Origin of the sequence: Pseudosulfitobacter sp. DSM 107133, from assembly GCF_022788695.1 — a bacterium.
GTDB lineage: Bacteria > Pseudomonadota > Alphaproteobacteria > Rhodobacterales > Rhodobacteraceae > Pseudosulfitobacter.
Genome location: NZ_CP085154.1, coordinates 3,166,421 through 3,189,648, shown reverse-complemented (window position 1 = coordinate 3,189,648; position 23,228 = coordinate 3,166,421). Strand labels below are relative to the sequence as shown.

Sequence of the window (23,228 nt, the reverse complement as noted above, 5' to 3'; positions counted from 1 at the left end):
CCCGAACACCGGGCTGTGCGCGCGCGTCACCTCATGGGAGAACGAACATGATGGACCTGATCAACGTAAGCTACGACACCCAGATTCCCAATAACGTGGGGCTGAGCCAGGACAAGAAGGTGCTGAAAGCACTGGAAAAATGGCACCCCGGTTACATCAACTGGTGGAACGACCTGATCCCTCAGAACTTTCAGGAATCGATGGTCTACCTGCGCACCGCCGTCAGCGTGGACCCCAAGGGCTGGGCCAAGTTCGACTATGTGAAAATGCCGGAATACCGCTGGGGCGTTCTGCTGGCCCCCGAGGTCGAGGGCCGCACCATTCCGATGGGCGAACATTACGGCGAACCCGCATGGCAGGAAGTGCCGGGCGAGTATCGCAACATGCTGAAACGGCTGATCGTCATTCAGGGCGACACCGAGCCGGGATCGGTCGAACAGCAACGTTTCCTGGGCCTGACCGCACCGTCGCTTTATGACATGCGCAACCTGTTTCAGGTGAACGTGGAAGAGGGCCGCCACCTGTGGGCCATGGTCTATCTGCTGCAAAAATACTTTGGCCGTGATGGCCGCGAAGAGGCCGACGATCTGCTGGTCCGCTCGTCCGGTTCGGACGAAGCGCCACGGATGCTGGGGGCCTTCAACGAGGAAACGCCGGACTGGCTGTCGTTCTTCATGTTCACCTATTTCACCGACCGCGACGGCAAGATGCAGCTGGAAAGCCTTGCGCAGTCGGGTTTCGACCCGCTGTCGCGCACCTGCCGGTTCATGCTGACCGAAGAGGCGCACCATATGTTTGTCGGTGAAACCGGCGTGGGCCGCACCATTCAGGCAACGCTGGAGGCGATGGCCAAACATGGCATCACCGACCCCTATGACATCAACAAGATCCGCGATCTGGGCGTTATCGACCTGCCGACGATCCAGAAAAAGCTGAACCTGCATTACACGCTGTCGCTGGACCTGTTCGGACAGGAGGTGTCGACCAACGCCGCCAACGCGTTCAACTCTGGCATCAAGGGGCGGTACATGGAGCAGCGGATCGACGACGATCACAAGCTGCAAAACGACACCTATGCGGTCACCTCGATCAAGGACGGCAAGATCGTGACCGAAGACGTGCCCGCCCTGACCGCCATCAACATGCGCCTGCGCGACGATTATGTGCGCGATGCGGCCGGTGGCGTGGGCCGCTGGAACAAACAGATCGCCAAGGCGGGCATCGATTTCGAACTGAAACTGCCCCACGAAGGGTTCCACCGTCAGATCGGTGTGTTCTCGGCTGTCGCTGTCGACCCCGATGGCAACATCATCTCGTCCGACGAATGGGCCAAGCGCCAGAACGAATGGCTGCCAACCAAGGCCGATGGCGATTATATCCAGTCGCTGATGAAGCCTTGCTATGAACCCGGCCAATATGCATCGTGGATTGCGCCGCCCAAGGTTGGCATCGACAACAAGCCCGGCGATTTCGAATACGTCAAACTGCACATGGCCTGATGGCCCTGGCCGGGGGCAGGGTGTATCCTGCCCCGGCGCACGTTTTCCCTTTCGCGCTCAGGAGACGACCCATGCAAACCAAACGCACCGTGGCCTTTGCGCCGCAAACCCATGCTCTGGCCGCTGATGTGGCCGTGCTGCAAGGCCCCTGTGTCGGCTGCAAAGGCTGCGAAGGGCTGTGTCAGGCCCTGATCGACGCGATGTTGATCCCTGACCTGATCCTGAACGGGCGTTCCCTATGAACCAGCCGCTGAAACAGCACCTGATCGACCCCGAAATTTGCATCCGCTGCTATACCTGCGAGATGACCTGTCCGGTGGGCGCGATTGTCCATGATGACAACAACGTCGTGGTGGATGCGGACAAATGCAATTTCTGCATGGACTGTATTCCGGTTTGCCCCACAGGGTCGATTGACGAATGGCGCGTGGTCGAAACGCCCTATTCGCTGGAACAGCAGTTTGAATTCGACGAATTGCCGGAACAAGAGGACATCGAGGTCGCGCCACCTTCGCAAGAGGGCGACAGTCTGGATGACGCCGTGGCCGCCCTGCTGGCCGAGGCGCATCAGGGCGCAGGCGGCAAGGCCCGCGCCCCCGTCAGCGCGGCCAAGGCTGCGGTCAATATGTACAACCTTGGCAAGCCGGCCAAGATGACGGTGCAGGGCAACTATCGTCTGACGGATGATCCCGATCACGATGTGCGCCATATCATTCTGGATCCCGGCGCGCTGCCGTTTCCGGTGCTGGAAGGGCAATCTGTGGGCATCATCCCCCCCGGCACCGATGCAGACGGGAAGGCGCATCTGCCGCGGCTCTATTCCGTGTCCAGCCCCCGCGACGGCGAACGCGCAGGCTATCACAACATTTCGCTTACGGTGAAACGCGAGGCCAAGGGGTTGGCGTCGAATTATCTGTGCGACATTGCACAAGGCGACACGGTGAATGTTACCGGCCCGTTCGGCGCAACCTTTTTGATGCCCAATGACAGCAAGGCCCGCCTGCTGATGGTCTGCACCGGCACCGGATCGGCGCCCATGCGTGCCTTTACCATGCAGCGGCAACGCACCTCGGCCACCGCGCAGATGACCATGTTCTTTGGCGCGCGCACGCCGGATTCGCTGCCCTATTTCGGGCCGCTCAAGAAAGTGCCCGAAGCGCAGATGAAACAGCATCTGGTGTTCTCGCGCACGGGCGACAAGGAATATGTCCAGGATCGCATGGTTGCCGAGGAAGAGGCGGTTGCCGATTTGCTGGCGGACGAAAATACCTATATCTACATATGTGGCCTCAAGGGGATGGAGGAAGGCGTGGAACGCGCGCTGACCTCGATTGCCGAAAGTATCGGCCAACAATGGACCGCTTTGCGCGATGTGATGCGTGAAGAGGGCCGCTATCATGTGGAAACTTACTGACGTGCCAGACCAGACACCGCCTTTTGTTCATGAAATCCGCGTGACATGGGGCGATTGCGACCCTGCGCGCATTGCCTACACGGGCCGCCTGCCGGTCTTTGCGCTGGAGGCGATCAATGCCTGGTGGGAGGCGCATCTGGACGGTGACGGCTGGTTCCAGCTGGAACTGGACCGCAACATCGGCACGCCCTTTGTGAACCTGTCGATGGATTTCCGCAGCCCTGTCACCCCGCGCCATCGGCTGATGTGTGCGGTCTGGCCGCAGCGGTTGGGCGAAAAATCCATCACCTTTCGGGTCGATGCCCACCAGAACGGGGTGCTGTGTTTCGAAGGGTCGTTTACCTGTGTGTTCACCGTGGCCGATGCCTTCCGCTCGCAAGCGGCTCCGCCCGAAATCCGGGCGGTGGTCGAACCGCTTATCCGGCCCTGAGGTGACATGACGGACCAGTCCAACACCCCCAACGACAACCCGCTGATCCAGCGGCTGGCCCAACGGGTGCGCGACGCGCGCAAGGCGCAGAAATTGCCGCGCCGCGCCTTGTCGGACCGGTCGGGCGTGTCGCCGCGCTATCTGGCGCAGCTGGAATCGGGGCAGGGCAACATTTCGATCCTGCTGTTGGCGCGGGTGGCCGATGCGTTGGGCGTGCCGGTATCGGCGCTGTTGGCGGATGACGCGCCGCTCAGCGATGACACGTTGCGCGTGGCGAAACTGTTCCAGTCGGCAGGGGCGGATATTCAGGGGCGGGTGCGGGCCATGCTGGCCCCGCAAGCGCCCGGTGGCGCAAAAGCGCAACGTATCTGTCTGGTCGGCCTGCGCGGCGCGGGCAAATCGACGCTGGGCCAGGCCGCGGCGGCGGCGCTGGGCATCCGGTTTCTGGAATTGAACACCTTGATCGAGGATCAGGCCGGCATGCCGGTGGCCGAGGTCATGGGGCTGTATGGTCAGGACGGTTATCGGGATCTGGAACAAGAGGTTCTGGGCTCTGTGATTGACAGTGAAAACCGCCTGATCCTTGCCGTGGGCGGCGGCATCGTGGCCGAACAACAGACCTATCGCACCCTGCTGGAACGGTTTCACACGGTCTGGGTGCGCACCAGCCCGGCCGAACACATGGCGCGGGTGCGCGCGCAGGGCGATCTGCGTCCGATGAAGGACAATCCGGCGGCGATGGACCAGCTCAAGGCGCTGTTGACCGCCCGCACACCACTGTACGAACGCGCGCAGGCGCAGGTGGATACCGCCAACCGGCCTGTGCAATCCTCGGTGAACGACCTGTTGGCGGTGATTGCCAAGCACCGCTTTGTCGAAAGCATTTCCGTTTGACCGAAGCCGAGGTGACGGCGACCCTGCAAGATGCCTTTTGGCTGGCGGCAGACAGATTGTTGATGTTTCACACCAACCCCTGGGAACTGGACGAGGCGCTGGAGGCGGCCGGCTATGCGATGGGCCCTTGCGCTGCGATGGACCTGCTGGGGCTGGATGTTGTTCTGGCGCGGCGTGCGGTGGCGGCCTCTCCGATCCTGCCGCGCATGGTCGCCGAGGGGCGCATGGGCAAGAAGGGCGGCGTCGGGCATTACCGCTATCCCGGCGGGGGCGGCGCAGTGATCGACCCGCTGATCGAAGATCTTATCCTCGAAGAAGCATGGTTCGCCAAGGTCACGCGCCATGACCTGCCGGATGCAGCGCTTGTGACACAAATGCAGGCGGCGCAGGCGCAGGCGCTACAGCACTTGCAGCAGCAGGGTGTGGATCAGAGGCGGCTGGCCAAAGCCTGCCAGACAGCGCTGCACCTTCGCTGAAAATCTTTGATCGAGACAAAAGGGGGCCGCGCGATGGCAGCCCCCTGATGCGTTAACCTGTTGGATCAGGTCCAGGCCATTTCGGCAGGCCGGTATTCAAACGTGATGTGGTGGCCTGCGCCAACCAGACCCTCGCGGGTAAAGTTGTACAAGGACCGCCAGTACGGCTGAATGGTCACGCCGTCATCTTGCAGGATTTTCTCACCGATTTCCATCAGTTCGCGGCGTGCATCCAGATCGGCGGTGGCCAGTGCTTTGGTCAGGTTTTCATCGAATTCGGGGTTGGAATAGCCGAATTCGTTCCATGCCTCACCGGTGCGATAGGCAAGCGCCCAGATCTGCACGCCCAGCGGGCGGTGGTTCCAGTTGGTCGACGAGAACGGATATTTCGTCCAGTCGTTCCAGAAGGTCGAGCCGGGCAGGATGGTGCGTTTGACCTTGATCCCCGCGTCGCGCAATTGGGCGGCGACTGCATCGGTGGTATCCTTGCGCCACGCATCGTCGATGGAAATCAGCTCGTGTTCGAAATCGGCCATCCCGGCCTCTTCCATCAGCGCCTTGGCGGCGGCAGGGTCGACGACGCGCGGGGGCAGTTTGAAATATTCGGGGTGCATCGGCCCGACGTGGTGGTTTTCAGCCGGAATGCCACGCCCGGCATAGCCCAGTTCCAGCAGCACTTCGTTGTCGACGGCCATGGTGATCGCCTGACGCACACGCTTGTCGGCGTAGGGTTTCATACCGTCAACTTCGGCGAGCTGGTTCGGGCGGATCACGATGGTCGCAGCGGTTACGATCTCGTTCTGCACCCAGCCGTCAAGCGTCGCCATGATGTCGATGAATTCGCTTTCAACGGAATACATCGCATCGACTTCTTCGGCCTCGGCTGCGGCGACCCATGCCGACGGATCGGTGCCGTAGTCGATATAGGTCAGCTTGTCGATATAGGCGCCGTTGCCTTCGTTCCACCATGTGTGGTTGGTGTTTTTCTCAAGCACGCCACGCACGCCAACCTCAAGTTCGGTGGGCAGATAGGGGCCGGTGCCGACGGGGTTTTCAACCATTGTGTCTGCGTTGAACCCCTGGGGTACGATGGCGGCGGGATAGTCGGCCATGCCGGGAATAATCGAGATATCGGACGCGGGCAGGTTCAGCTTGACGGTGTGGTCGTCCACAATTTCGATGGACCCGTCCAGCGCCTTGTTGGTCTCGGGGTCGATGATGGTGGCAAAGCGGCCTGCCATCGAGTTGCCTTCGACATCTTTTTCACACCACCGTTCGATGTTGTTGGCCACGTCAGCGGCGGTGAACGGGGTGCCGTCGTTCCATGTCACACCCTTGCGGACATGCAGGGTATATTCGGTGGCGTCGTCATTGACCTCCCAGCTTTCCAGAAGCTGCGGTTTGAACGTGCCGTCGTTTTCATAGGTCACGAGGTACTCAAGCCAGCCGCGCGAAAAGTTGGCGATTTGCGACCAGTCGAATGTGCGGGGGTCTTTCATCGCGCGCACTTCCATCTGAAAGCGCACTTCGCCGCCCATTTTGTGGCCTTCTGCATGTGCAGGTGCGGCGATGCCCAGCATGCCATATGCGGTTGCGGCAGTGGCACCAAAGGCGCTGGCCAAGGCGAGGAATTCGCGCCGGTCCACGGCGTTGGGTCCGATCTTTTTGGCTTGATCCACGATTGTTGAAGGTAGGGGTTTCCCCGTGCGTGTCAAAAAAGTCATGTTCTTCCTCTCTGTCGACACCACAAGGTACTTACGGTGTCATGGGTGCGTGCCGCGCAGAGTGCGTACACTTGGTAAAGCAGTTAACCTGCATTTGTTATCGCTCCGTTAAGAGTGTTTATGATTTCAAACGATCTAAGTGATCGCGTCAACCCAACCCGCAGAAGCGCTGAACCAGGAATACCCCGGTTTTTGGGTCGTTCTTGGTGCCCGAGCGTCATGAATTGTTGGAAAACGGCCTTTTCAGGCGCGTTCGGGCGCACACAAATTCGTGTACAGATTGCGTTTGGCATGTCCGCGGCACCATTCTGCCACCGCGTTGCGCCTGTGCTCAGGCCGCAGAAACGGTGCGGCGCGCCTCTTGCAGCAGGGAATTGATGCGCGCGGCGTCGCCCACTTCGTTGATCAGCATCAGCACCAGGCGCGCGTTCAGCGCGTGGCTTTCGGCCTCGGACAGGCCCTCGTGCGTTTGCATCAGGGCGGTGTAAATGCTGTCGCCCTCGGGGCCAAGGTTGTCTTGAAGGATCATTGTGTCAGTCCTTTGGCGCGGGCCAGTGCGGCGGAGATCTGTGCGGCTTGCGGGTTCTCGAAATGGGCGCAGATGTGGCCATCGGGGCGGATCAGAAAACAGCCCTTGCCATAGCGCAGGGCCAGTTCAGGGCCGGGGTTGGCGATGTGCAGGGCCTGAATACCCTCGATTTCCGGCGCGCGATCGTCGCCAAAGCTGAGCAGCGTAAAGGCCCCTTGCGCCTGCTCCACCAGCCAGCCGGTGCCGACGGGCGCGTCGATCAGCGACTGGCCCACCAGCGGGTGATCGCCCGTTTGCAAGGACATCCCGTGCAGCGAACAGGGCTGCGACAGGCGGCCCGAGTTGATCAGCTTGCGTGCAAAGGGGTGGGTTTCGGCCAAATTCAGCACTTCGTTGCGAAACAGCGCCTCGATGGGGCTTTTCGGGGTCATGAAGTTGGTGGCGCGTGACGAATTCAGGATGTTTTCGGCAGATCCGTGGCTGCGCTCGTCGTTGTAGCTGTTCAACAGGGTCGCAGGCGCATCGCCGGACAGCACAGCGGCCAGTTTCCAGCCCAGATTGTCCACGTCCTGAATGCCGCCATTGCCACCCCGCGCACCAAAGGGCGACACCACATGGGCACTGTCCCCGACGAACAGCACGCGGTTGTGCACGAAATTGTCCAGCTTGGCGCAGCGGAATTTATAGACGCTCATCCAGTCCAGCCGGAACGGCGTATCCCCGACGATGGCCTTGATCCGCGGGATTACCTTTTCCTCGGCCGCTTCGGCCTTGGGGTCAGTGTCAGGCCCCAGTTGCAGGTCGATGCGGTAGATGTTGTCGGGCTGCTTGTGCAAAAGCGCGGACTGGCCGTGGTGAAAGGGCGGCGCGAACCAGAACCAGCGTTCGGGGCTGTCGGTTTCAAACGGGCTTTGTTGCATTTCCACGTCGACGATCAGGAAATGCTCTTCGAAGGTCTGGCCTTCGAACGGCAGATCCATGCGTTTGCGCGTCGGCGATGCGGCGCCTTCGGCAGCGATGTAATAGTCGGCTTCCAACTGGTAGGGGCCATCGGGGGTTTCGACGTCGATCACCACATGATCGCCCTTGTCGGTGTGGCCTGTTACCTTGTTCAGGAACCGCAGGTCGATCAGGTCGGGCAGTTCTTGTGCGCGTTCGACCAGATATTGTTCGACGTAATATTGCTGAAGGTTGATGAAGGCGGGGTATTTGTGGCCCTCTTCGGGCAGCAGGTCAAAGTTGTAGACCGGCTTGTCGCCATGAAACAGGCGGCCCACTTTCCACGTCACGCCCTTGGACAGCATCCGTTCCCCGACGCCAAGCCGGTCAAAGATTTCCAGCGACCGTTTGGCCCAGCAGATCGCGCGGCTGCCAACCGAAACCACGTTGTTGTCGTCCAGCACCACCGAACGCACGCCCTGTTGCGCCAGGTCGATGGCCATCGCCAGCCCGATGGGGCCTGCACCCACGATCACAACCGGATGGCGTGCTTCTTGCCCGGTCAGGCCAGGCGGGGCGATATAGGGAAAAGGGGCGTAATCATAGGCCATGGTCGGGGTCCTTCATGGGTGAAGCGTGGCGCGCAAGGGGGCAAGTGCGATAAACAGGAAGAGCACCGCAGTGGTGACGAGCAATTGTTTGCCTTCGCGCGGATGGCTGCGCGCCCAGTCACGCAAGGCAGCAAGTGCAGCGAAAGGGCCGGGCCACATCTTGCCGCTGTTGGCAACGGCAATGCGACGGGCCTGAAACAGGGCGCGGAACATCTGGAATGCCCAGAGGGCAAAGACCAGCCCCTGTACCGCCAGATAAACCGCGCCCCAGATCGTCATGCTTGCAGGTCTTCCCACATTTCGATGTCGCGTTTGTCGGTCCAGATGCGCGGATGTGCGATGCCACGTGCCTCGTCATAGGCGCGGGCGACGTTGAAGGGCAGGCAATGTTCGTAAATCGCGTAATCTGCGAACTTGGGATCGCAGGCGGCGCGCACGGCATCCCATGCGTCCTTGAGCGATCCGCCACGGGCGGCCACACGCGCTGCGGCGGCATAGGTGCTGTCGACAAAGTCGCGGGTGTTTTCGATGGCGGCGTTCACCATCTCCTGTCCCACCAGCGCGTCACCGCGCCCCGGTGCGATGGCGTCAACGTCATAGGCCTTGATGTTGTCCAGTGTGGTGCCCCAGTCGCCGAAATAGCCGTCGCCGCAATAGCAGGCCGAGTGATATTCGACGATGTCGCCGGTAAACATGACGTTCTGGTCGGGCACATGCGCCACGATGTCACCTGCCGTATGGGCGCGACCCAGGTGCATCAGGTCCACGCGGCGGTTGCCCAGATAGACGGTCATCTTGTCCTTGAACGTGGTGGTGGGCCACGTCAGGCCGGGGATGCTCTCGTGACCTTCGAACAGGCGTGGGAAGCGCTGGAATTCGCTGTCCCAGTCCTCTTGCCCGCGTTCGGCGACCATGCCGCGCGCGGTGTCGGACATGATGATCTGGCCCGCGTCAAAGGCCGACGCGCCCAGCACGCGGACCGCGTGATAGTGGGTCAGCACCACGTGGCTGATCGGTTTGTCGGTGACGCTGCGCACGCAGTCGATGACCTTGTTGGCCAGACGCGGCGTGGCCTGCGCCTCGACGATCATCACGCTGTCGTCGCCGATGATGACGCCCGAGTTGGGGTCGCCTTCGGCGGTGAAGGCATAGAGGCCCTCACCGACTTCGGTGAACGAGATTTTCTTTTCGGTCATGTCCCCTTGGGACGCGAATGCCTTGGCCATGAGTGTGGTCCTTTTTGGTCAGCGCCGGAGCCTCCGGCGGGAGTTTTTCTAGCAAGATGAAGCGGGATTACCGCTTGTAGGGATCGTCCAGCGCGGGCAGCAGGGTGCCGGTGCAGGGGCCAAAGCCGATGCGGTAGCCGTCGCCCGAGGCATGGCCGTGCAGGCCCAGCGTGTCGCCGTCCTCGATAAAGCTGCGCGACTCGCCGGTGTCGAGCGTGAAGGGTTCCTTGCCGCCCCAGCTGAGTTCCAGCAGGCTGCCGCGTTGCGATTTTTCCGCGCCCGAGATGGTGCCGGACCCCAGCAGGTCACCCGGTGTCATCGGGCTGCCTGCGGTGGTGTGGTGCGCCAGTTGCTGCGCGGCCGAGTAATACATTTCGTTGTAGTTGGTGCGTGCGATCACGCTGGCGTCCTTGCCTTTGGGGGCAAGGGTGACGGACAGGTCGATGTTGTACAGCATCGGGCCGGTGTCCTTGAGGTGGTCCAGCAGTTCGAATTCACGCGCGGGCGTGTCGGTGCGGAAGGGCTCAAGCGCCGCCTTGGTCACGATCCACGGGCTGATGGTGGTGGCGGTGGCCTTGGCCTGGAAGGGCCCAAGCGGTTGGTATTCCCACGCTTGGATGTCACGCGCCGACCAGTCGTTCAGCAACACGTAGCCAAAGATCGCCGCGTCGGCCTCGTCCACGGTCAGCGGGCCGTCGGACGGAGTGCCGACGATGGCACCCATTTCCAGCTCGATGTCAAAGCGCGCGCAGGGGGCAAAGCGGGGCTTGTCGTCGTTCGGTCCCTTCAGCTGGCCCCAGGGGCGGCGGATGTCGGTGCCGGACACCACGACCGACGACGCGCGGCCGTTGTAGCCGATGGGAATGTGCAGCCAGTTCGGCGGCAGCGCGTTTTCCGCGCCCCGGAACATGGTGCCGACGTTGGTGGCGTGGTGGCGGCCGGCGTAAAAGTCGGTGTATTCCGCCACGACCGTCGGCAGGTGCATCGTGGCATCGGCCATCGGCACCAGCAACGGCGCGACCTTGTCCTGATCGGCGCTGCCCTCGGACAGCAATTGCACCAGCCGGTCGCGCAGGGCGGCCCAGACGGCGGGGCCTTCTTCCATGACCTCGTTCCAGAACGGCACGTCGAACAGCGGGTATTCGGTGAGCGTCACCAGACCGGCATCTTCGGCGGCGGCCAGATCCAGGATCATGTCGCCAATCGCCACACCGCAGCGCGGATCGTCGTCCCCGACCGAGAACACGCCGTAGGGCAGGTTGTTCAACGGAAAGTCGGTGTCGGCGGAATTGGCGCTGGAGATCCAGCTTTTCATCAGGGGCATATGTGGTTCCTATGGATTGTGGGCGGCCACGCGCGGGCCGCCCGGTATTTCAGATCGGCGCGGGGGCGTTATTTCTTGCCCGGCGTGCCGTCGAATTTCTTTTCGATGTCGCTCCAGCAGTCGATGTAATCATCCTGCAACGGAGCTTCTTTTGCAGCAAACTGGGTCAGATGCTGCGGGAAACGGGTTTCGAACATGAACGACATGGTGTTGTCCAGCTTCTCGGCCTTGAGGTCGGCGTTGGACGCACCCTCGAACGCATTCTTGTCCGGCCCGTGCGGCAGCATCATGTTGTGCAGCGACATGCCGCCGGGGACAAAGCCCTGTGGCTTTGCGTCATACTGGCCGTAAATATTGCCCATCATCTCGGACATGATGTTCTTGTGATACCACGGCGGGCGGAAGGTGTCCTCGGCCACCATCCAGCGTTCGCGGAACAGGACAAAGTCGATGTTGGCCGTGCCTTCGACGCCGCTTGGGGCGGTCAGCACGGTAAAGATCGACGGGTCGGGGTGGTCGAACAGGATCGCGCCGACGGGGCAATAGGTGCTGAGGTCGTATTTCACCGGCGCGTAGTTGCCGTGCCATGCGACCACGTCCAGGGGGCTGTGGCCGATGCGGGTCTCGTGAAACTGACCGCACCATTTGATCGTGACGGTGCTGGGGGTCTCGCGGTCCTCGTAGGCGGCCACCGGCGTTTTGAAATCGCGGCGGTTGGCCATGCAGTTGGCCCCGATCGGCCCACGGCCCGGCAGGTCGAACTTTTGCCCGTAGTTTTCGCAGACGAACCCGCGCGCGGGGCCTTCCAGCACTTCGACACGATAGACCAGCCCGCGCGGGATGATGGCGATTTCCTGCGGGGCAAGGTCGATCACACCCAGTTCGGTGCAGAACCGCAGGCGGCCTTCCTGTGGGACGATCAGCAGTTCGCTGTCGGCAGAGTAGAAATAGCTGTCGACCATGCTGTCGGTGACCAGATAGATGTGGCTGGCCATGCCCACCTGGGTGTTCACGTCACCGGCAGTGGTCATGGTGCGCATGCCGGTCAGCCATGTATAGGACTGGCCGGAATGGGGCACCGGATCCCAGCGGTACTGGCCCAGGCTGGTCACATCTGCCGGAATATGCGGCGCCGATTTCCAATAGGGCAGCTCAATGCGCTCGTACCGGTGCGAGTGTTTCACCGAAGGACGGATGCGATAGCACCATGTGCGTTCGTTCTGGTGGCTGGGCGCGGTAAAGGCGGTGCCGCTCAGCTGTTCGCCGTACAGGCCGTAGTTCACCTTTTGCGGGCTGTTCATGCCCTGGGGCAGGGCGCCGGGCAGGGCCTCGGTTTCGAAATCGTTGCCAAAGCCGGGCATATAGCCGGGCGTGGTGCCGCCGGTGTCAGGGGCCTGTACCATGGTGCTGGGCGTGGTGTGCGTGTTCATTGCGGTGCCTCCTGTACATTGCCTGATGCGGCAGTCTTGCAGATTCGTTGCATGTGTAATAGTTGGTTTTGTAACTAACAACCGTTTCAGGTGGAAAATGGCCGATACAGAGACATTCGATCTGAGGGCGTTTTTGCCCTATCTTTTGAATCAGGCCGCCGAGGCGTCTTCGCTGGAATTTCAGAGCATTTACAAAGGCCGCTATGGCATGTTGCGCAATGAATGGCGGGTGTTGTTTCATCTGGGCATGTACGGGCGCATGACCGCGTCGGATATCCGCGACCGGTCGGGGCTGCACAAAACCAAGATCAGCCGCGCGGTGCAGCGGCTGGCCGAACGGCGGTTTCTGACGCGTGACCGCGATGCGCAGGACCGCAGGGCCGAACATCTGGAGCTGACTGCGCAGGGGCAGGCAGCCTATCGGGATTTGCGCAAGGTGGCACAGGACTATGACGCGGCACTGGCCGAAATGCTGGGCGACGAGGACGTGGCCGCCCTGCGCCGTATGCTGTTGCGGCTGGCCGAAGAGGGGGGCTGAACCGGTGGGGGCCTGAATGGCCCGCCGCCGTCGGTCAGAAGTCGACAGTGACGCCGGGCAGGTTCAGCGATTTTATCAGGTCGCGCAGCTCTTGCCGTGCGGCCACGTTCGAGATGTTCAGCTGTTTGACCCCGATGTCTTTAAGGTCCAGCAGCGTCAGCCCGCGCGGGAACAGCTCGCGGAACACCACACGCTCGGAAAAGCCGGGGGCCACGCGAAAGCCGATGCGCTTGGCCAGCATCTTGATCGCGCGTTCCATCTTTTCCTTGTTGACCATGCGCTGTGCGCCCATGCGGTTGCGCACCACGATCCAGTCGATGGGCTGAAGCCCCGCCTGCGCGCGCAACTGCCGCGCGTTCCAGACCATTTCGGAATAGACTGACGGCCCGAGGATCTTGTCGCCCGTCGCATCAATCCGCGCCAGCAGGTCGAAATCGACAAAGCTGTCGTTCAGCGGGGTAATCAGCGTATCGGCCAGCGAATGCGCCACCTGGCTCAGACGGGTGTGGCTGCCGGGGCAGTCGATCAGGATAAAATCGTTGTCCGGCTCCAGCGAGGCCACGGCGGCACTCAGACGGTGGTCATAGATGTTTTCACCGGGTTGCAGGGTGCCGGGGTCGATCTCGGGCAGCTCGTGCACCTCGGGGCTGGGCAGGGTCAGCTCGGCGCTTTTCAGGAACCCTTGCCGGTTCTCGACATAGCGCCCGAAGGTGCGTTGCCGCAGGTCCAGATCCAGCGCGCTGACCTTGTGGCCCATGCGCGCCAATGCGGTTGCCACATGCATCGACACGGTGGATTTCCCCGCGCCGCCCTTTTCGTTTCCGACGACGATAATATGCGCCATGCCTGTCCCCTTGCATCCGCTGTTTCTGTGCGGTTTGCCTTCTTTGGCACACTATATGTTGTGGATCGACCTGTGAAAAGCGCGGACAGGCGCAAAGCTGGCAAAAATGACAGGGTTAGTGACGCATTTGCGGCAGGGAGGCCCACCACAAAGGGCAGCGCCCGACCGCGGGTGGGCATCACAACGTCGGTGGGTACCACTTAATTTCTAATCTTTGGCGTGAGGGGTAGGAAGTGCAAGACGGTGAAGAAGCGCCCGCCCGTCACGCCAGAGGCGTGCCGACTATTTACGGCGCACCTTGTTCCGGGCTTGGTGGGTGGCAGCAAAGTTAGCCAACCGGACCTCTACTTAGATCGCCGCGAACGGCGGGTAACAGGCCTTGCGAACCAATGCTGCGTTTTGATCGAATGGCTGCTAAGGACCTTCCAGTGGCGGCTGGTGCTTTCGACATTTAGGGTTCAGACCCTACCGCTCGAAGACCTGGTCGTCGCAATATGGCGCCGCAGCCAACGCCACTCTTGTCTGTTGCAGGGTGGCCAGGAACCGCTTCGAGGCTTGGATCCGATCCTCGATTTCGACGATCTTATCGGCCAGAAACGCGTCGCCATCAAAATCATCTGTGTCCTGCGCCTCAAGCTGTCTCATGAACTTTGAAAGGTCATGAATACTCATACCTGCTGCTTGGGCATCCCTGATGATTTCCAGCGCAAAGACCGCGCCTTCAGGATAGCTCTTGTAGTTGTTGTCGGCCTCTCGCGTGTCCGCTTTGATTAAACCGCTCCGCTCATAAAGTCGGATTGCATCGCGGGTAAACCCACTGCGTTTGGCCAGTTCACCTATGCGCATTTCAATACCATTGACTGTGGACCATGGTTGTTGGTAGTCATGTTGATGTGAAAACGCAAGGAGCTTTCCATGTCAAATCGGTGCCAAAGTTGCGGGATGCCGCTGAACAAGGATCCCAAAGGAGGGGGGTCAGAAAGCGACGGAACGAAGAGTTCGGAATATTGCTCGCTTTGCTATGAAAACGGTGCCTTCATACACCCCACGGTGTCGGTCACCGAATTCCAGGCACACTGCGTCACAGCCCTGGTTGAAAAAGGGATGCCCAAAATCCTGGCTTGGGCATTTACACGCGGGATTCCAAAACTGAGGCGTTGGGTGAACTGACAGAGCCGAACTTTTCCGCACCTGCTCCAAAGCGGTCATCTGCGCGATGTTTTCCAGCGGAGGCTTCGTCCCGCCTCTGGCGTGACGGGCGGTCGGGCGGTGCACCTTGTTGCGAGCCATGCGTTTCATTGCAAATGGCAGGCAACGCGGAATGGCTGCGCCGGAACACTCCGGGGCAGTTGTTTCGTTTCATCTGATGTGGATCGTGGGAAGCCCGTTAAAAAAGGCGGCGCCGCCAGATCGGAGTGTGAGACAGGATTTTATCCCTGCATGTCTGAACCGTTCAGATATGACGCGGCCTGCGCGCCTCTGGTCCTATGGGATGCCGGTCGGGTTGTTGGCCCGAACCGGCGGGTGTTGCAACGGGGCCAAGGATGCCGCCGACGGGTTAAGGTCGCGTGAGCAGGGCGTGCGGTGCATCCCTCAAACGAAAAAGGGCGCGGCCATCGCTGGCCACGCCCTTCGTCATAGCTGCTGGCAGGCTTAGAAGCCCAGACCGGCGTATTTGTTCTTGAACTTCGACACGCGGCCGCCGGTATCCATCAGACGGCTGTTGCCGCCGGTCCACGCGGGGTGCACGGAGGGGTCGATGTCCAGCGACAGCTGGTCGCCTTCCTTGCCCCATGTCGATTTCATTTTCACCACGGTGCCGTCCGTCATTTTGACGTCGATCATGTGATAGTCGGGATGTGTATCGGCTTTCATGATCCGGATCCTTACGCGCTGGCGCCCGACTTGGGCTTGTAGTTGGTGACTTCTGCGATACGCGCGGATTTACCACGACGGGCCCGCAGGTAGTACAGCTTGGCGCGACGGACACGGCCACGACGCACGACAGTGATGTCTTCGATGTTTGTCGAGAACAGGGGGAACACACGTTCCACGCCCTCACCAAAGGAAATCTTGCGCACGGTGAACGAACCGGCGATGCCGTTGCCGTTGTTGCGCGCGATGCAGACGCCTTCGTAGTTCTGCACACGGGTGCGTGTGCCTTCGGTCACCTTGTAACCGACGCGGATGGTGTCACCCGCTTTGAAATCGGGGATGGTTTTCCCCAGCGCAGCAATCTGCTCCGCTTCGATCTGTGCGATCAGGTTCATCTGACCTTCTCCTTTATGCTCGTGGTTGCTCCACGAAGATTTGCGCGCCTCAGAGCTTCCTGTCTTCGCCGGGTCCGGCATCGCCGCCCGCAGGGAGTGTTCAAGCACCGTTCCTTGTTATGTGTTTCGCGCTGCGCTGGTTCATCGAAGGGATGCCACAGGCCAAACAGTCCGGGCGGCAGGTGCCGATTCCGAACTTGCGCGGTATAGGGTGGATGGGCAGGCCCGGTCAAGGGGCAGACAGCGTCCGCATCCCTGCGCAGTATGACGCAGGCGTGTTTTAGCGCTGGCGCGGCGCTGCGGCTTTGTTAAACAGAGCGGATGACCAGGACAATATCAAAGCTGCACCACAAGACCGCTGCGCTGATCCGCGCGGCGCATGTGATGTTGTTCGTGGCGTTCTCCTGTCTGACGCCGGGCACCATGCCTGCGGCGCAGGCGGGCGGGTTGACGTTGGTGCTGTGCACCGGTGACGGGACCACCACCACCATAACGCTGGATGCCAGTGGCAACCCTGTCGAGGCACAGCACGACCGGTGTGACTGGTCTGCCGGCATGGCCCATGTCACCCTGCAAAGCCCGCTGATGGTGCCCGCAGCCCTGCAAATCCGCGCCTATGTGCCGACCGTGCAAGGGGCGGCACTGGTCACGGGGCAGGTTGCACGCAGCCAGAACCACCCACGCGGGCCGCCCGTCCTTCTCTGACACGACACCCAGTCTTCAATTTACGCCTGTCAGAGGAACATCTTCATGGTCTCTATCGACCCGACTGCCGCGCCTGCGCGGTCATCCGACACCCATGCCTTCTACCGCGCCGCATGGCGGTGGCATTTCTATGCGGGGCTTTATGTCATCCCGTTTTTCGCAATCCTTGCCTTGACCGGCATGACAATGCTGTGGATCGCCTTTTTGGGCGGTCGTGACGGCGAACGCATTCCCGTGGTGCCGCAAGACGCGCCGCTGGCCGTCAGTGTGCAGGCCGATGCGGCCCTTGCCGCCGTCCATGACAGCGTGCTGGTGCAATATGTTGCGCCACGCGCGCCGGACCGTGCGGCCGTGTTCCGCGTCGACGTGGACAATACCGCGATGATGGTCGCGGTCGATCCCTATACCGCCGACGTGATCCAGACATGGCCGCGCCGGTCGGGGTGGTATGATCTGGCCGACAATATCCATTCCGATCTGTTGCTGGGCGTGACCGGCGACCGGATGCTGGAAATCGCCGCCTCGCTGGGCATGGTTCTGATCGCCACCGGCCTGTACATGTGGTGGCCGCGCGACGGCGGGTGGCGGCGGGCGCTGGTGCCGTCGTTCAGGGGCGGGCGCGCTGCGTGGAAATCACTGCACGGCTCGATCGGTATCTGGATTTCGGTGGTGCTGGTGTTTTTCCTGCTGTCGGGCCTGTCATGGGCCGGCATCTGGGGCGGCAAGATGGTGCAGGCCTGGAGCCAGTTTCCCGCCGAGAAATGGGACAACGTACCCCTCTCCGACAAAACCCACGGCAGCATGAACCACGGCCCTAAAGAGGTGCCATGGGCGCTGGAACAAACGCCGATGCCGGCCTCGGGCAGTGCCGCAGGTACACCGGCGGCGCAGGCGTCGCCGGACATCGACAGCATCGACGCTTTGGCCCGTCAGATCGGGTTCGACGGTCGCTACCAGATGAACCTGCCGAGTGGTGCGAACGGTGTCTGGACGCTGGCCCGCGATTCCATGAACAACGACAGCGTCAGCCCGACCGCCGACCGCACCACCCATGTCGACCGGTTCACCGGCAACATCCTCGCCGATGTGCGTTATGAGGACTATTCGCTGGCGGGCAAGGCGATGGCGGTGGGCATTGCCCTGCACATGGGCACGCTGGGCATCTGGAGCGTTCTGGCCAACACCTTGTTCTGCCTGTGCGTGCTGACGCTGTGCCTGACCAGCGTCGTCATGTGGTGGAAACGCCGCGCGGGAAATGGCCTGCGTCTGGCCGCACCACCGCTGCCGCGCGACATGCCGCTGTGGCAGGGCGCTGTTCTGGTGGGGCTGGCGGTGTCGCTGGCCTTTCCGATGGCTGGGCTGACATTGATCGCGGTTCTGGCCCTTGATGCACTGGTGATCCGCCGCATTGCACCGCTGAAGCGTTTCCTGTCTTAGGGTCTGGCCCCACTAATTTTACGTCGTCAGTTTGACAGATTTTTTCGCTGACAAGCAGCATCTGTGCAGGAATAGTGGTTCTATTTCAAACAGATGCGCCGCAGGCTGCGGGAAAATCCGTCAAACCCGCAGGGCGGCGATTTCACTTCATTTCAGCGTCTTGGGCCGCTTGCAAATAGAACCACTATTGGCAGCACGACCCAAACCACTGAAATTTCGCGAAATTGCCGCTGACGACGTAAGATTAATGGGTCCAGACCCTAATCCTGTTCGGTGTGCCTGGCCCAAAGGTCAGGCCGCCGTTCCCGCGTCAGCTTTTCAGACATCTCGCGCCGCCATTGTGCAATTCTGGCGTGGTTGCCCGACATCAGCACTTCGGGAATTGTACGGCCCTGCCATTCGGCGGGTTTGGTGTATTGCGGATGCTCCAGCAGCCCTGCCGAGTGGCTTTCGTCCACCGCACTTTCCGCATTGCCCAGCACGCCGGGCAACAGGCGCACGGTTGCATCAATCATCGCCTGAGCGGCCAGTTCGCCCCCCGTCATCACGAAATCGCCCAGCGACACTTCGGTGATGCCAAAGGCTTCGAGCACCCGTTCGTCCACGCCCTCGAACCGTCCGCACAGCAGGGTCACGCCGTCACAGCGCGCCAGATCGCGGGCCATGGCCTGATCGAACCGCCGGCCGCGCGGCGACATGTACAGGATCGGCCAGCGCCCGCGCGCGTGGCTTTGCGCCTCGGCAATGGCGGGGCCAACGACGTCAGCGCGCAGCACCATGCCGGCCCCTCCACCCGCAGGGGTGTCATCGACATTGCGGTGTTTGGTCAGCCCGTGGTCGCGCAGGTCATGGGTGTGCAGCTGCCACAGCCCGTCCTTTAACGCGCGCCCCGTCAGGCTTTCGCCCAGCACACCGGGAAAGGCTGCGGGGAAGAGCGTGACAATCCGCGCCTGCCAGACGCCGGCCAGATCAGGCGTTTCGTCCATCAGCGATGACGGTTTCAGCGTTGCCCGAATGCTCTTGCGGCCATGTGATTTCATGCGTCTTTCCCTTGGGCTTGTGCCAATATGGCCTGTTTCGCCGCCTTGCGTGCGCCCCGGTCGGTGTGGGCGCGGTTGGCTTCCAGCAATGCCTCTAGCACAGATGGGTCCAGCGATGCATTCACCACCGGCTGCGGCATGATCTGTGCCAGTGTTTCGGGCGGTACGTTGCACAATTCCAGCAGCGGTTGCGCAGGGCCCAGCCGCTGCGTCCGGGACGCCTCAAGCTGGGCGCGGAACACGCGGCAGGGCACGGCTGCGGCAATGTTTTCAACCACCCCGTCCAGATCGCCGGCAATGCCATATCGCGCAACAAAGTCGGTGAAATCCAGCGTCATGGACGAGGATTTCACATGCTCCCAATAGGCGCTGCGCAGCCAGCTTTCAGGATCACGGGTGGATGCATACAGCGCAAGTTCGCAGTCGGGGAAATGCCGTTGCACCAGGTCCACATAGATGCGCGCCAGCTCGGGGGCGGCGGAATAATCCGCCAGATCACCACGCCCCGGCATATGGCCCGACAGCTCCTCGGCTGAAATCACCAATGTCCGGCGCGGCATTCCCGGCAGCTCTTGCAGCAGCCTGTCAAAGCGGCGCGACACCTTGGCCAGCGACACCGCGTCACGCCATGTCGAAAAGCCGCGCGTGGCGTGCAGCAGTTCGGTCATCTGCGGCTTCAGGCGCATGGCAACGTGCGGTCTGAGCAGGGTCCGGTTGGTGCGCAGAAGGTGTTGCACGGTTGACGTGCCTGTTTTGTGAAAGCCGATGTGAAGGACCACTTTGGCGGGCATCAGAAATCCTCGCGCTTCAGGGTGTCTTTGGCCACGCGCCAGTCGGCATCGGACAGGCCGGACCGGTTCATCGCCAGCATCGCGTCGATCTTGCCCTGTGGCGGGGCGGTGTTGTCCGGCGCGCGGGGTGTCAGCGCGGCGGCGTCGATACCGCCCAGCAGGTCCAGCAACGGGGCAAGGGGGCCAAGCGGCGTGGGGCACCCCTCAAGCGGCTGGGCCATCACCCGAATGTGGGGCACGGCGGCGGCAACCTGTGCCACGATGCCGTCCAGATCGGCCGAGGCCGCCATATCGCGCGCGTAGTCTTCGGCGCCCAGCGTGATCCGCGTCGCGCGCAGATGTTGCACATAGCAACTGCGCAGCCATGCATCGGCTGCGCGGGTGGTGAAATACAGCAGTTGCCCGGCATGCGGTGCAACGGCGGCAAAGGCAGCTGTCATCGCTTTCATGATTTGCGGCGTGGCGTCATAGGCGCCCAGCCCGCGCCGCCCCGGCATGTGCCCTGCCAGATCTTCGGAGCTGATGACAATATCCTTGCCCCGCGCCGCCCAGCCCTCGGCCAATACGGCGGCTTCATAGCGGATCAGCGCCAGATCGGTCTGGCTGCGGCTGACGGAATAGGCGCGCGCCGCCTCGCACAGGGCCACCATGCCAGGGCGCAGGATGATGCGGCAGTGCGGTCGCAGAACCTCGCGGTTGGCCCGCAGGGTTTTTTGCACCGTGGTCGTGCCGGTCTTGTGAAACCCTGCGTGTATGATGATGCGCATGACAGGACGCCGATCAGACGCGATGCGCCAACGGGCTGCGCGCGCTTCGGGTGCGCTGGTGCAGGGTCACGGCCACAGCCCGTCGGGCGGGTCCGCCACAATGCGCCCCGCAGCCAGGTCAACGGTCGGGACGGCGGCCAGCGTAAAGGGCAACAAGACCGTTGCACTGCTGTCGGGCAGTGTGACTTCCAGCAGGTCTGTCGCACCATGGTTCTGCACCGATTTGACGCGGCCCAATGCGCTGCCGCCGGTGTCAACCACGTCCAGTCCGACCAGATCGGCATGATAGTATTCATCATCGGGCAGCGACGGCAGCTGGTCGCGACGGGCGTGCAGCATCACGCCTTTCAGCGCGTCGGCCTCTTCCTTGGTCGCCACTTCGGCGATGCGCACGACAAAGCCGTTCTTGACCGAATGGACAATCGCCAGCGAAAACGACCGCGCGCCCGTCTCGTCGGTCAACGGGCTGTAGGTTTCGATGTCTTCGGGCGCGGCGCAAAAGGACTTGATCCGCACTTCGCCCTTTACCCCGTAGGCCCCGCTGATGGCGCCCACGCAAACCAGTTCTTCCTTGCTCACTTCACACCTCTGCATATCCCGTCGCGCATTGTGCCGCCGGCATCCGTACAGCGTTGCGCGGCGGCCTGGCTTTCATAAATCCAACCGGCGGCGAAAGCGACCGGCAACAGGACAATCATTCGAAGAAGTTTGAACACGCTGGCAACGTCCCGATGCACGTTTTAACCCCGTTACCCTGTCCCCCCAGCGTCCGAGTGTCCAGAGCAGGTGCCCCGCCAACCTTCTCTGGTTCAAAAAATCCCGGGGAGTCTGTGGCCCATCGGGCCGCAGGCGGGGCAGAGCCCCTTGCACAGGTGCCAGCCACACCCGATATGTCCGCCTATGAATGATTCCGTTGTCCTCCCCCAGCCTTCACTGCGCACGCGCGTTGCCCGTTTTGTCGACCGGGCTGCCGTGCAGAATTTCATCCTTGGCGTGATCCTGTTCAACGCGGTCATACTTGGGCTGGAAACCTCCGACGCCGCGATGCAGGCGGCCGGCCCGCTGATTGCGGCGCTGGATGCAACCTGTCTTGGCATTTTCGTGGTTGAAATCGCGCTCAAGATCTACGGGCGCGGCTTCGACTTTTTCAAACGCGGGTGGAGCGTTTTCGATTTCGTGATCGTGGGCATTTCGCTGATCCCCGCGACGCAGGGCCTCAGCGTCTTGCGCGCCATGCGGATATTGCGGCTGTTGCGGGTGATCTCGGTGGCACCCTCCCTGCGCCGCGTCGTCGACGGGCTGGTCAACGCGCTTCCGGGTGTTGGCTCGGTGTTCCTGCTGATGGGGGTTATTTTCTACATCGGTGCGGTGATGGCGACCAAACTTTTTGGCGCGGCCTTCCCCGAATGGTTCGGCACGCTGGCGCGCGCGGGCTATTCATTGTTCCAGATCATGACGCTGGAAAGCTGGTCCATGGGCATCGTGCGTCCGGTGATGGAGGTTTATCCCTATTCGTGGACCTTCTTCATTCCTTTCATCATGGTCACGACCTTTGCCGTGGTGAACCTGTTGGTGGGTCTGATCGTGAATTCGATGCAGGACGCGCACAACGAGGAAACCAACGAAAAGACCGACACCTATCGCGACGAGGTGTTGCAACGTCTGTTGGAGATCGAGGCATTGATCAAGGCGCAGGACGGCCACCGCAAGGACTGAGCCATTCTCGAACGTCGTTCAGATCCGGCTCCACGCGACAGACTTTCCAAATCGGGTGGTTGATCCGTGCCAAGCATTTCTGACCGAAACCAGACCTTCAGTCCAATCTGAATCAACGTCGGTGAGGCGGGACAAAATGACGTTTCGCTGCGGTTGCACCAAGGACTGCTTTCGGGAAACCTAGCCGGTCAAAAACGGTGGTTTTCGCCGGTGACAAAAACGGTTGAGTTTTGGCACATCCTGCGGTGCGGAGAAGGTCGGCTGCGAGCCCAGAATGAAGGATGCGGCACCATCAGGACATGACTGGTTGTTAGATCTGCTGGCGGGGAATGTTGATTTTCACCTATCCTTCGAGGCCCGCGAATGAGCCACGAGCGCATTTGCATGGCCGTGACCGAGTCCGTGTTCAGACTTGAGCCAGGCAACTGTCTCCATGTGCTTCTCTTCGGGTCTGTCTGCGATGATGGCGAGCCAATGCTGAACCGGCTTGCCGTAAGTCTTCTCGATAGACGGGAAATAGGAGGCCGGGCCTTTGACCTTGTCTTTCATGGAACGGTTTCTCTCATGCCTATTGCTCTAGCGTAGAATGCCGGGAAAAACGGCAAGCCGCAACTCTCTGACCAA

General features: G+C 61.5%; 27 protein-coding genes. 11 read left to right on the top strand and 16 right to left on the bottom strand.

The window, feature by feature from the left end:
- The first annotated feature begins 47 nt into the window (after window positions 1-47).
- The 6 genes from boxB to DSM107133_RS15895 all read left to right on the top strand — a co-directional run bounded on the left by boxB (window position 48) and on the right by DSM107133_RS15895 (window position 4,713).
- Entirely contained in the window at window positions 48-1,499 is a 1,452-nt protein-coding gene (gene boxB / locus DSM107133_RS15920) for a benzoyl-CoA 2,3-epoxidase subunit BoxB (RefSeq protein WP_114292116.1), read from the top strand.
- A 71-nt stretch (window positions 1,500-1,570) separates the two neighbouring features.
- Entirely contained in the window at window positions 1,571-1,741 is a 171-nt protein-coding gene (locus DSM107133_RS15915; RefSeq protein WP_205387757.1) for a hypothetical protein, read from the top strand.
- Window positions 1,738-2,913 (top strand): benzoyl-CoA 2,3-epoxidase subunit BoxA, encoded by a 1,176-nt coding sequence (boxA, locus tag DSM107133_RS15910; protein ID WP_114292117.1) that lies wholly within the window; start codon window positions 1,738-1,740, stop codon window positions 2,911-2,913. Before DSM107133_RS15915 ends, boxA begins: the two co-directional genes overlap by 4 nt.
- Window positions 2,897-3,343 carry a thioesterase family protein gene (locus tag DSM107133_RS15905; protein ID WP_114292118.1) on the top strand — a complete coding sequence of 149 codons (447 nt, stop codon included), beginning with the start codon at window positions 2,897-2,899 and terminating at the stop codon, window positions 3,341-3,343. Before boxA ends, DSM107133_RS15905 begins: the two co-directional genes overlap by 17 nt.
- 6 nt (window positions 3,344-3,349) lie before the next feature.
- The gene (locus DSM107133_RS15900; protein ID WP_114292119.1) at window positions 3,350-4,237 is read left to right on the top strand and encodes a helix-turn-helix transcriptional regulator; all 888 of its coding nucleotides are present in this window, start codon (window positions 3,350-3,352) and stop codon (window positions 4,235-4,237) included.
- On the top strand, window positions 4,234-4,713 hold the full coding sequence (locus DSM107133_RS15895) for a 3-hydroxyacyl-CoA dehydrogenase family protein (RefSeq protein WP_114292120.1): 480 nt from the start codon (window positions 4,234-4,236) through the stop codon (window positions 4,711-4,713). Before DSM107133_RS15900 ends, DSM107133_RS15895 begins: the two co-directional genes overlap by 4 nt.
- Before the next feature lie 65 nt (window positions 4,714-4,778).
- On the opposite strand, the gene DSM107133_RS15890 is transcribed toward DSM107133_RS15895, so the two are convergent.
- From DSM107133_RS15890 to hmgA, 7 genes are all read right to left on the bottom strand, one after another.
- The gene (locus tag DSM107133_RS15890; protein WP_114292121.1) at window positions 4,779-6,437 is read right to left on the bottom strand and encodes an ABC transporter substrate-binding protein; all 1,659 of its coding nucleotides are present in this window, start codon (window positions 6,435-6,437) and stop codon (window positions 4,779-4,781) included.
- A gap of 331 nt (window positions 6,438-6,768) precedes the next feature.
- Window positions 6,769-6,966 (bottom strand): DUF2783 domain-containing protein, encoded by a 198-nt coding sequence (locus DSM107133_RS15885; protein WP_114292122.1) that lies wholly within the window; start codon window positions 6,964-6,966, stop codon window positions 6,769-6,771.
- Window positions 6,963-8,516 (bottom strand): FAD-dependent oxidoreductase, encoded by a 1,554-nt coding sequence (locus tag DSM107133_RS15880; protein WP_114292123.1) that lies wholly within the window; start codon window positions 8,514-8,516, stop codon window positions 6,963-6,965. The genes DSM107133_RS15885 and DSM107133_RS15880 overlap by 4 nt, the downstream gene beginning before the upstream one ends.
- A gap of 12 nt (window positions 8,517-8,528) precedes the next feature.
- On the bottom strand, window positions 8,529-8,795 hold the full coding sequence (locus DSM107133_RS15875) for a hypothetical protein (protein WP_114292124.1): 267 nt from the start codon (window positions 8,793-8,795) through the stop codon (window positions 8,529-8,531).
- Window positions 8,792-9,742: an MBL fold metallo-hydrolase gene (locus tag DSM107133_RS15870; protein WP_114292125.1), complete on the bottom strand. Its 951-nt coding sequence runs from the start codon at window positions 9,740-9,742 to the stop codon at window positions 8,792-8,794. The genes DSM107133_RS15875 and DSM107133_RS15870 overlap by 4 nt, the downstream gene beginning before the upstream one ends.
- Before the next feature lie 67 nt (window positions 9,743-9,809).
- Window positions 9,810-11,066, bottom strand: a complete 1,257-nt coding sequence (fahA, locus tag DSM107133_RS15865; RefSeq protein WP_114292126.1) for a fumarylacetoacetase — start codon at window positions 11,064-11,066, stop codon at window positions 9,810-9,812.
- Between the two features lie 68 nt (window positions 11,067-11,134).
- Window positions 11,135-12,469, bottom strand: a complete 1,335-nt coding sequence (gene hmgA, locus DSM107133_RS15860) for a homogentisate 1,2-dioxygenase (protein WP_240310417.1) — start codon at window positions 12,467-12,469, stop codon at window positions 11,135-11,137.
- 124 nt (window positions 12,470-12,593) lie between these two features.
- Here hmgA and DSM107133_RS15855 point away from each other — a divergent pair, with 124 nt between their 5' ends.
- The gene (locus DSM107133_RS15855) at window positions 12,594-13,034 is read left to right on the top strand and encodes a MarR family winged helix-turn-helix transcriptional regulator (protein WP_114292128.1); all 441 of its coding nucleotides are present in this window, start codon (window positions 12,594-12,596) and stop codon (window positions 13,032-13,034) included.
- A 34-nt stretch (window positions 13,035-13,068) separates the two neighbouring features.
- On the opposite strand, the gene DSM107133_RS15850 is transcribed toward DSM107133_RS15855, so the two are convergent.
- Both DSM107133_RS15850 and DSM107133_RS15845 read right to left on the bottom strand, forming a co-directional pair.
- Window positions 13,069-13,878 (bottom strand): division plane positioning ATPase MipZ, encoded by an 810-nt coding sequence (locus DSM107133_RS15850; RefSeq protein WP_114292129.1) that lies wholly within the window; start codon window positions 13,876-13,878, stop codon window positions 13,069-13,071.
- A gap of 465 nt (window positions 13,879-14,343) precedes the next feature.
- Window positions 14,344-14,724 carry a MerR family transcriptional regulator gene (locus tag DSM107133_RS15845; protein WP_114292130.1) on the bottom strand — a complete coding sequence of 127 codons (381 nt, stop codon included), beginning with the start codon at window positions 14,722-14,724 and terminating at the stop codon, window positions 14,344-14,346.
- 69 nt (window positions 14,725-14,793) lie between these two features.
- Here DSM107133_RS15845 and DSM107133_RS15840 point away from each other — a divergent pair, with 69 nt between their 5' ends.
- Window positions 14,794-15,048, top strand: coding sequence for a zinc ribbon domain-containing protein (locus DSM107133_RS15840; protein WP_114292131.1), 255 nt, complete (start codon window positions 14,794-14,796; stop codon window positions 15,046-15,048).
- Between the two features lie 483 nt (window positions 15,049-15,531).
- Here DSM107133_RS15840 and rpmE read toward each other — a convergent pair whose 3' ends face one another.
- Together rpmE and rplS are read right to left on the bottom strand one after the other, a co-directional pair.
- The gene (rpmE, locus tag DSM107133_RS15835; protein ID WP_089421294.1) at window positions 15,532-15,753 is read right to left on the bottom strand and encodes a 50S ribosomal protein L31; all 222 of its coding nucleotides are present in this window, start codon (window positions 15,751-15,753) and stop codon (window positions 15,532-15,534) included.
- Window positions 15,754-15,764: 11 nt separating this feature from the next.
- Window positions 15,765-16,148: a 50S ribosomal protein L19 gene (rplS, locus tag DSM107133_RS15830; RefSeq protein WP_114293628.1), complete on the bottom strand. Its 384-nt coding sequence runs from the start codon at window positions 16,146-16,148 to the stop codon at window positions 15,765-15,767.
- 321 nt (window positions 16,149-16,469) lie between these two features.
- On the opposite strand from rplS, the gene DSM107133_RS15825 reads away from it, so the two are divergent.
- Together DSM107133_RS15825 and DSM107133_RS15820 are read left to right on the top strand one after the other, a co-directional pair.
- Complete coding sequence (locus DSM107133_RS15825; protein ID WP_114293627.1) at window positions 16,470-16,853, top strand: hypothetical protein; 384 nt, start codon at window positions 16,470-16,472, stop codon at window positions 16,851-16,853.
- Window positions 16,854-16,898: 45 nt separating this feature from the next.
- Window positions 16,899-18,290 carry a PepSY domain-containing protein gene (locus DSM107133_RS15820; protein WP_114293626.1) on the top strand — a complete coding sequence of 464 codons (1,392 nt, stop codon included), beginning with the start codon at window positions 16,899-16,901 and terminating at the stop codon, window positions 18,288-18,290.
- Between the two features lie 260 nt (window positions 18,291-18,550).
- Here the strand turns inward: DSM107133_RS15820 and trmD are convergent, their stop codons facing one another.
- The 4 genes from trmD to rimM form a co-directional block, all read right to left on the bottom strand.
- Window positions 18,551-19,330, bottom strand: coding sequence for a tRNA (guanosine(37)-N1)-methyltransferase TrmD (gene trmD, locus DSM107133_RS15815; RefSeq protein ID WP_114293625.1), 780 nt, complete (start codon window positions 19,328-19,330; stop codon window positions 18,551-18,553).
- Window positions 19,327-20,121: a hypothetical protein gene (locus tag DSM107133_RS15810; protein ID WP_114293624.1), complete on the bottom strand. Its 795-nt coding sequence runs from the start codon at window positions 20,119-20,121 to the stop codon at window positions 19,327-19,329. Before DSM107133_RS15810 ends, trmD begins: the two co-directional genes overlap by 4 nt.
- Complete coding sequence (locus DSM107133_RS15805; RefSeq protein ID WP_114293623.1) at window positions 20,121-20,888, bottom strand: hypothetical protein; 768 nt, start codon at window positions 20,886-20,888, stop codon at window positions 20,121-20,123. The genes DSM107133_RS15810 and DSM107133_RS15805 overlap by 1 nt, the downstream gene beginning before the upstream one ends.
- A gap of 66 nt (window positions 20,889-20,954) precedes the next feature.
- Complete coding sequence (rimM, locus tag DSM107133_RS15800; RefSeq protein ID WP_240310527.1) at window positions 20,955-21,467, bottom strand: ribosome maturation factor RimM; 513 nt, start codon at window positions 21,465-21,467, stop codon at window positions 20,955-20,957.
- A gap of 321 nt (window positions 21,468-21,788) precedes the next feature.
- Between rimM and DSM107133_RS15795 the strand changes: the two genes are divergently transcribed.
- A complete protein-coding gene (locus tag DSM107133_RS15795; protein ID WP_114293621.1) occupies window positions 21,789-22,604 on the top strand; it encodes an ion transporter in 816 nt (271 codons plus the stop codon).
- 339 nt (window positions 22,605-22,943) lie between these two features.
- Here DSM107133_RS15795 and DSM107133_RS15790 read toward each other — a convergent pair whose 3' ends face one another.
- Entirely contained in the window at window positions 22,944-23,153 is a 210-nt protein-coding gene (locus DSM107133_RS15790) for a DUF4287 domain-containing protein (RefSeq protein ID WP_114293620.1), read from the bottom strand.
- Window positions 23,154-23,228: the final 75 nt, after the last annotated feature.

What these genes read in the sequence shown, in the direction of transcription:
- boxB (WP_114292116.1), top strand. Translation starts at nt 48, where the DNA reads ATGATGGACCTGATCAACGTAAGCTACGACACCCAGATTCCCAATAAC.
- DSM107133_RS15915 (WP_205387757.1), top strand. Translation starts at nt 1,571, where the DNA reads ATGCAAACCAAACGCACCGTGGCCTTTGCGCCGCAAACCCATGCTCTG.
- boxA (WP_114292117.1), top strand. Translation starts at nt 1,738, where the DNA reads ATGAACCAGCCGCTGAAACAGCACCTGATCGACCCCGAAATTTGCATC.
- DSM107133_RS15905 (WP_114292118.1), top strand. Translation starts at nt 2,897, where the DNA reads ATGTGGAAACTTACTGACGTGCCAGACCAGACACCGCCTTTTGTTCAT.
- DSM107133_RS15900 (WP_114292119.1), top strand. Translation starts at nt 3,350, where the DNA reads ATGACGGACCAGTCCAACACCCCCAACGACAACCCGCTGATCCAGCGG.
- DSM107133_RS15890 (WP_114292121.1), bottom strand. Translation starts at nt 6,437, where the DNA reads ATGACTTTTTTGACACGCACGGGGAAACCCCTACCTTCAACAATCGTG.
- DSM107133_RS15885 (WP_114292122.1), bottom strand. Translation starts at nt 6,966, where the DNA reads ATGATCCTTCAAGACAACCTTGGCCCCGAGGGCGACAGCATTTACACC.
- DSM107133_RS15880 (WP_114292123.1), bottom strand. Translation starts at nt 8,516, where the DNA reads ATGGCCTATGATTACGCCCCTTTTCCCTATATCGCCCCGCCTGGCCTG.
- DSM107133_RS15875 (WP_114292124.1), bottom strand. Translation starts at nt 8,795, where the DNA reads ATGACGATCTGGGGCGCGGTTTATCTGGCGGTACAGGGGCTGGTCTTT.
- DSM107133_RS15870 (WP_114292125.1), bottom strand. Translation starts at nt 9,742, where the DNA reads ATGGCCAAGGCATTCGCGTCCCAAGGGGACATGACCGAAAAGAAAATC.
- fahA (WP_114292126.1), bottom strand. Translation starts at nt 11,066, where the DNA reads ATGCCCCTGATGAAAAGCTGGATCTCCAGCGCCAATTCCGCCGACACC.
- hmgA (WP_240310417.1), bottom strand. Translation starts at nt 12,469, where the DNA reads ATGGTACAGGCCCCTGACACCGGCGGCACCACGCCCGGCTATATGCCC.
- DSM107133_RS15855 (WP_114292128.1), top strand. Translation starts at nt 12,594, where the DNA reads ATGGCCGATACAGAGACATTCGATCTGAGGGCGTTTTTGCCCTATCTT.
- DSM107133_RS15850 (WP_114292129.1), bottom strand. Translation starts at nt 13,878, where the DNA reads ATGGCGCATATTATCGTCGTCGGAAACGAAAAGGGCGGCGCGGGGAAA.
- DSM107133_RS15845 (WP_114292130.1), bottom strand. Translation starts at nt 14,724, where the DNA reads ATGCGCATAGGTGAACTGGCCAAACGCAGTGGGTTTACCCGCGATGCA.
- DSM107133_RS15840 (WP_114292131.1), top strand. Translation starts at nt 14,794, where the DNA reads ATGTCAAATCGGTGCCAAAGTTGCGGGATGCCGCTGAACAAGGATCCC.
- rpmE (WP_089421294.1), bottom strand. Translation starts at nt 15,753, where the DNA reads ATGAAAGCCGATACACATCCCGACTATCACATGATCGACGTCAAAATG.
- rplS (WP_114293628.1), bottom strand. Translation starts at nt 16,148, where the DNA reads ATGAACCTGATCGCACAGATCGAAGCGGAGCAGATTGCTGCGCTGGGG.
- DSM107133_RS15825 (WP_114293627.1), top strand. Translation starts at nt 16,470, where the DNA reads ATGACCAGGACAATATCAAAGCTGCACCACAAGACCGCTGCGCTGATC.
- DSM107133_RS15820 (WP_114293626.1), top strand. Translation starts at nt 16,899, where the DNA reads ATGGTCTCTATCGACCCGACTGCCGCGCCTGCGCGGTCATCCGACACC.
- trmD (WP_114293625.1), bottom strand. Translation starts at nt 19,330, where the DNA reads ATGAAATCACATGGCCGCAAGAGCATTCGGGCAACGCTGAAACCGTCA.
- DSM107133_RS15810 (WP_114293624.1), bottom strand. Translation starts at nt 20,121, where the DNA reads ATGCCCGCCAAAGTGGTCCTTCACATCGGCTTTCACAAAACAGGCACG.
- DSM107133_RS15805 (WP_114293623.1), bottom strand. Translation starts at nt 20,888, where the DNA reads ATGCGCATCATCATACACGCAGGGTTTCACAAGACCGGCACGACCACG.
- DSM107133_RS15795 (WP_114293621.1), top strand. Translation starts at nt 21,789, where the DNA reads ATGAATGATTCCGTTGTCCTCCCCCAGCCTTCACTGCGCACGCGCGTT.
- DSM107133_RS15790 (WP_114293620.1), bottom strand. Translation starts at nt 23,153, where the DNA reads ATGAAAGACAAGGTCAAAGGCCCGGCCTCCTATTTCCCGTCTATCGAG.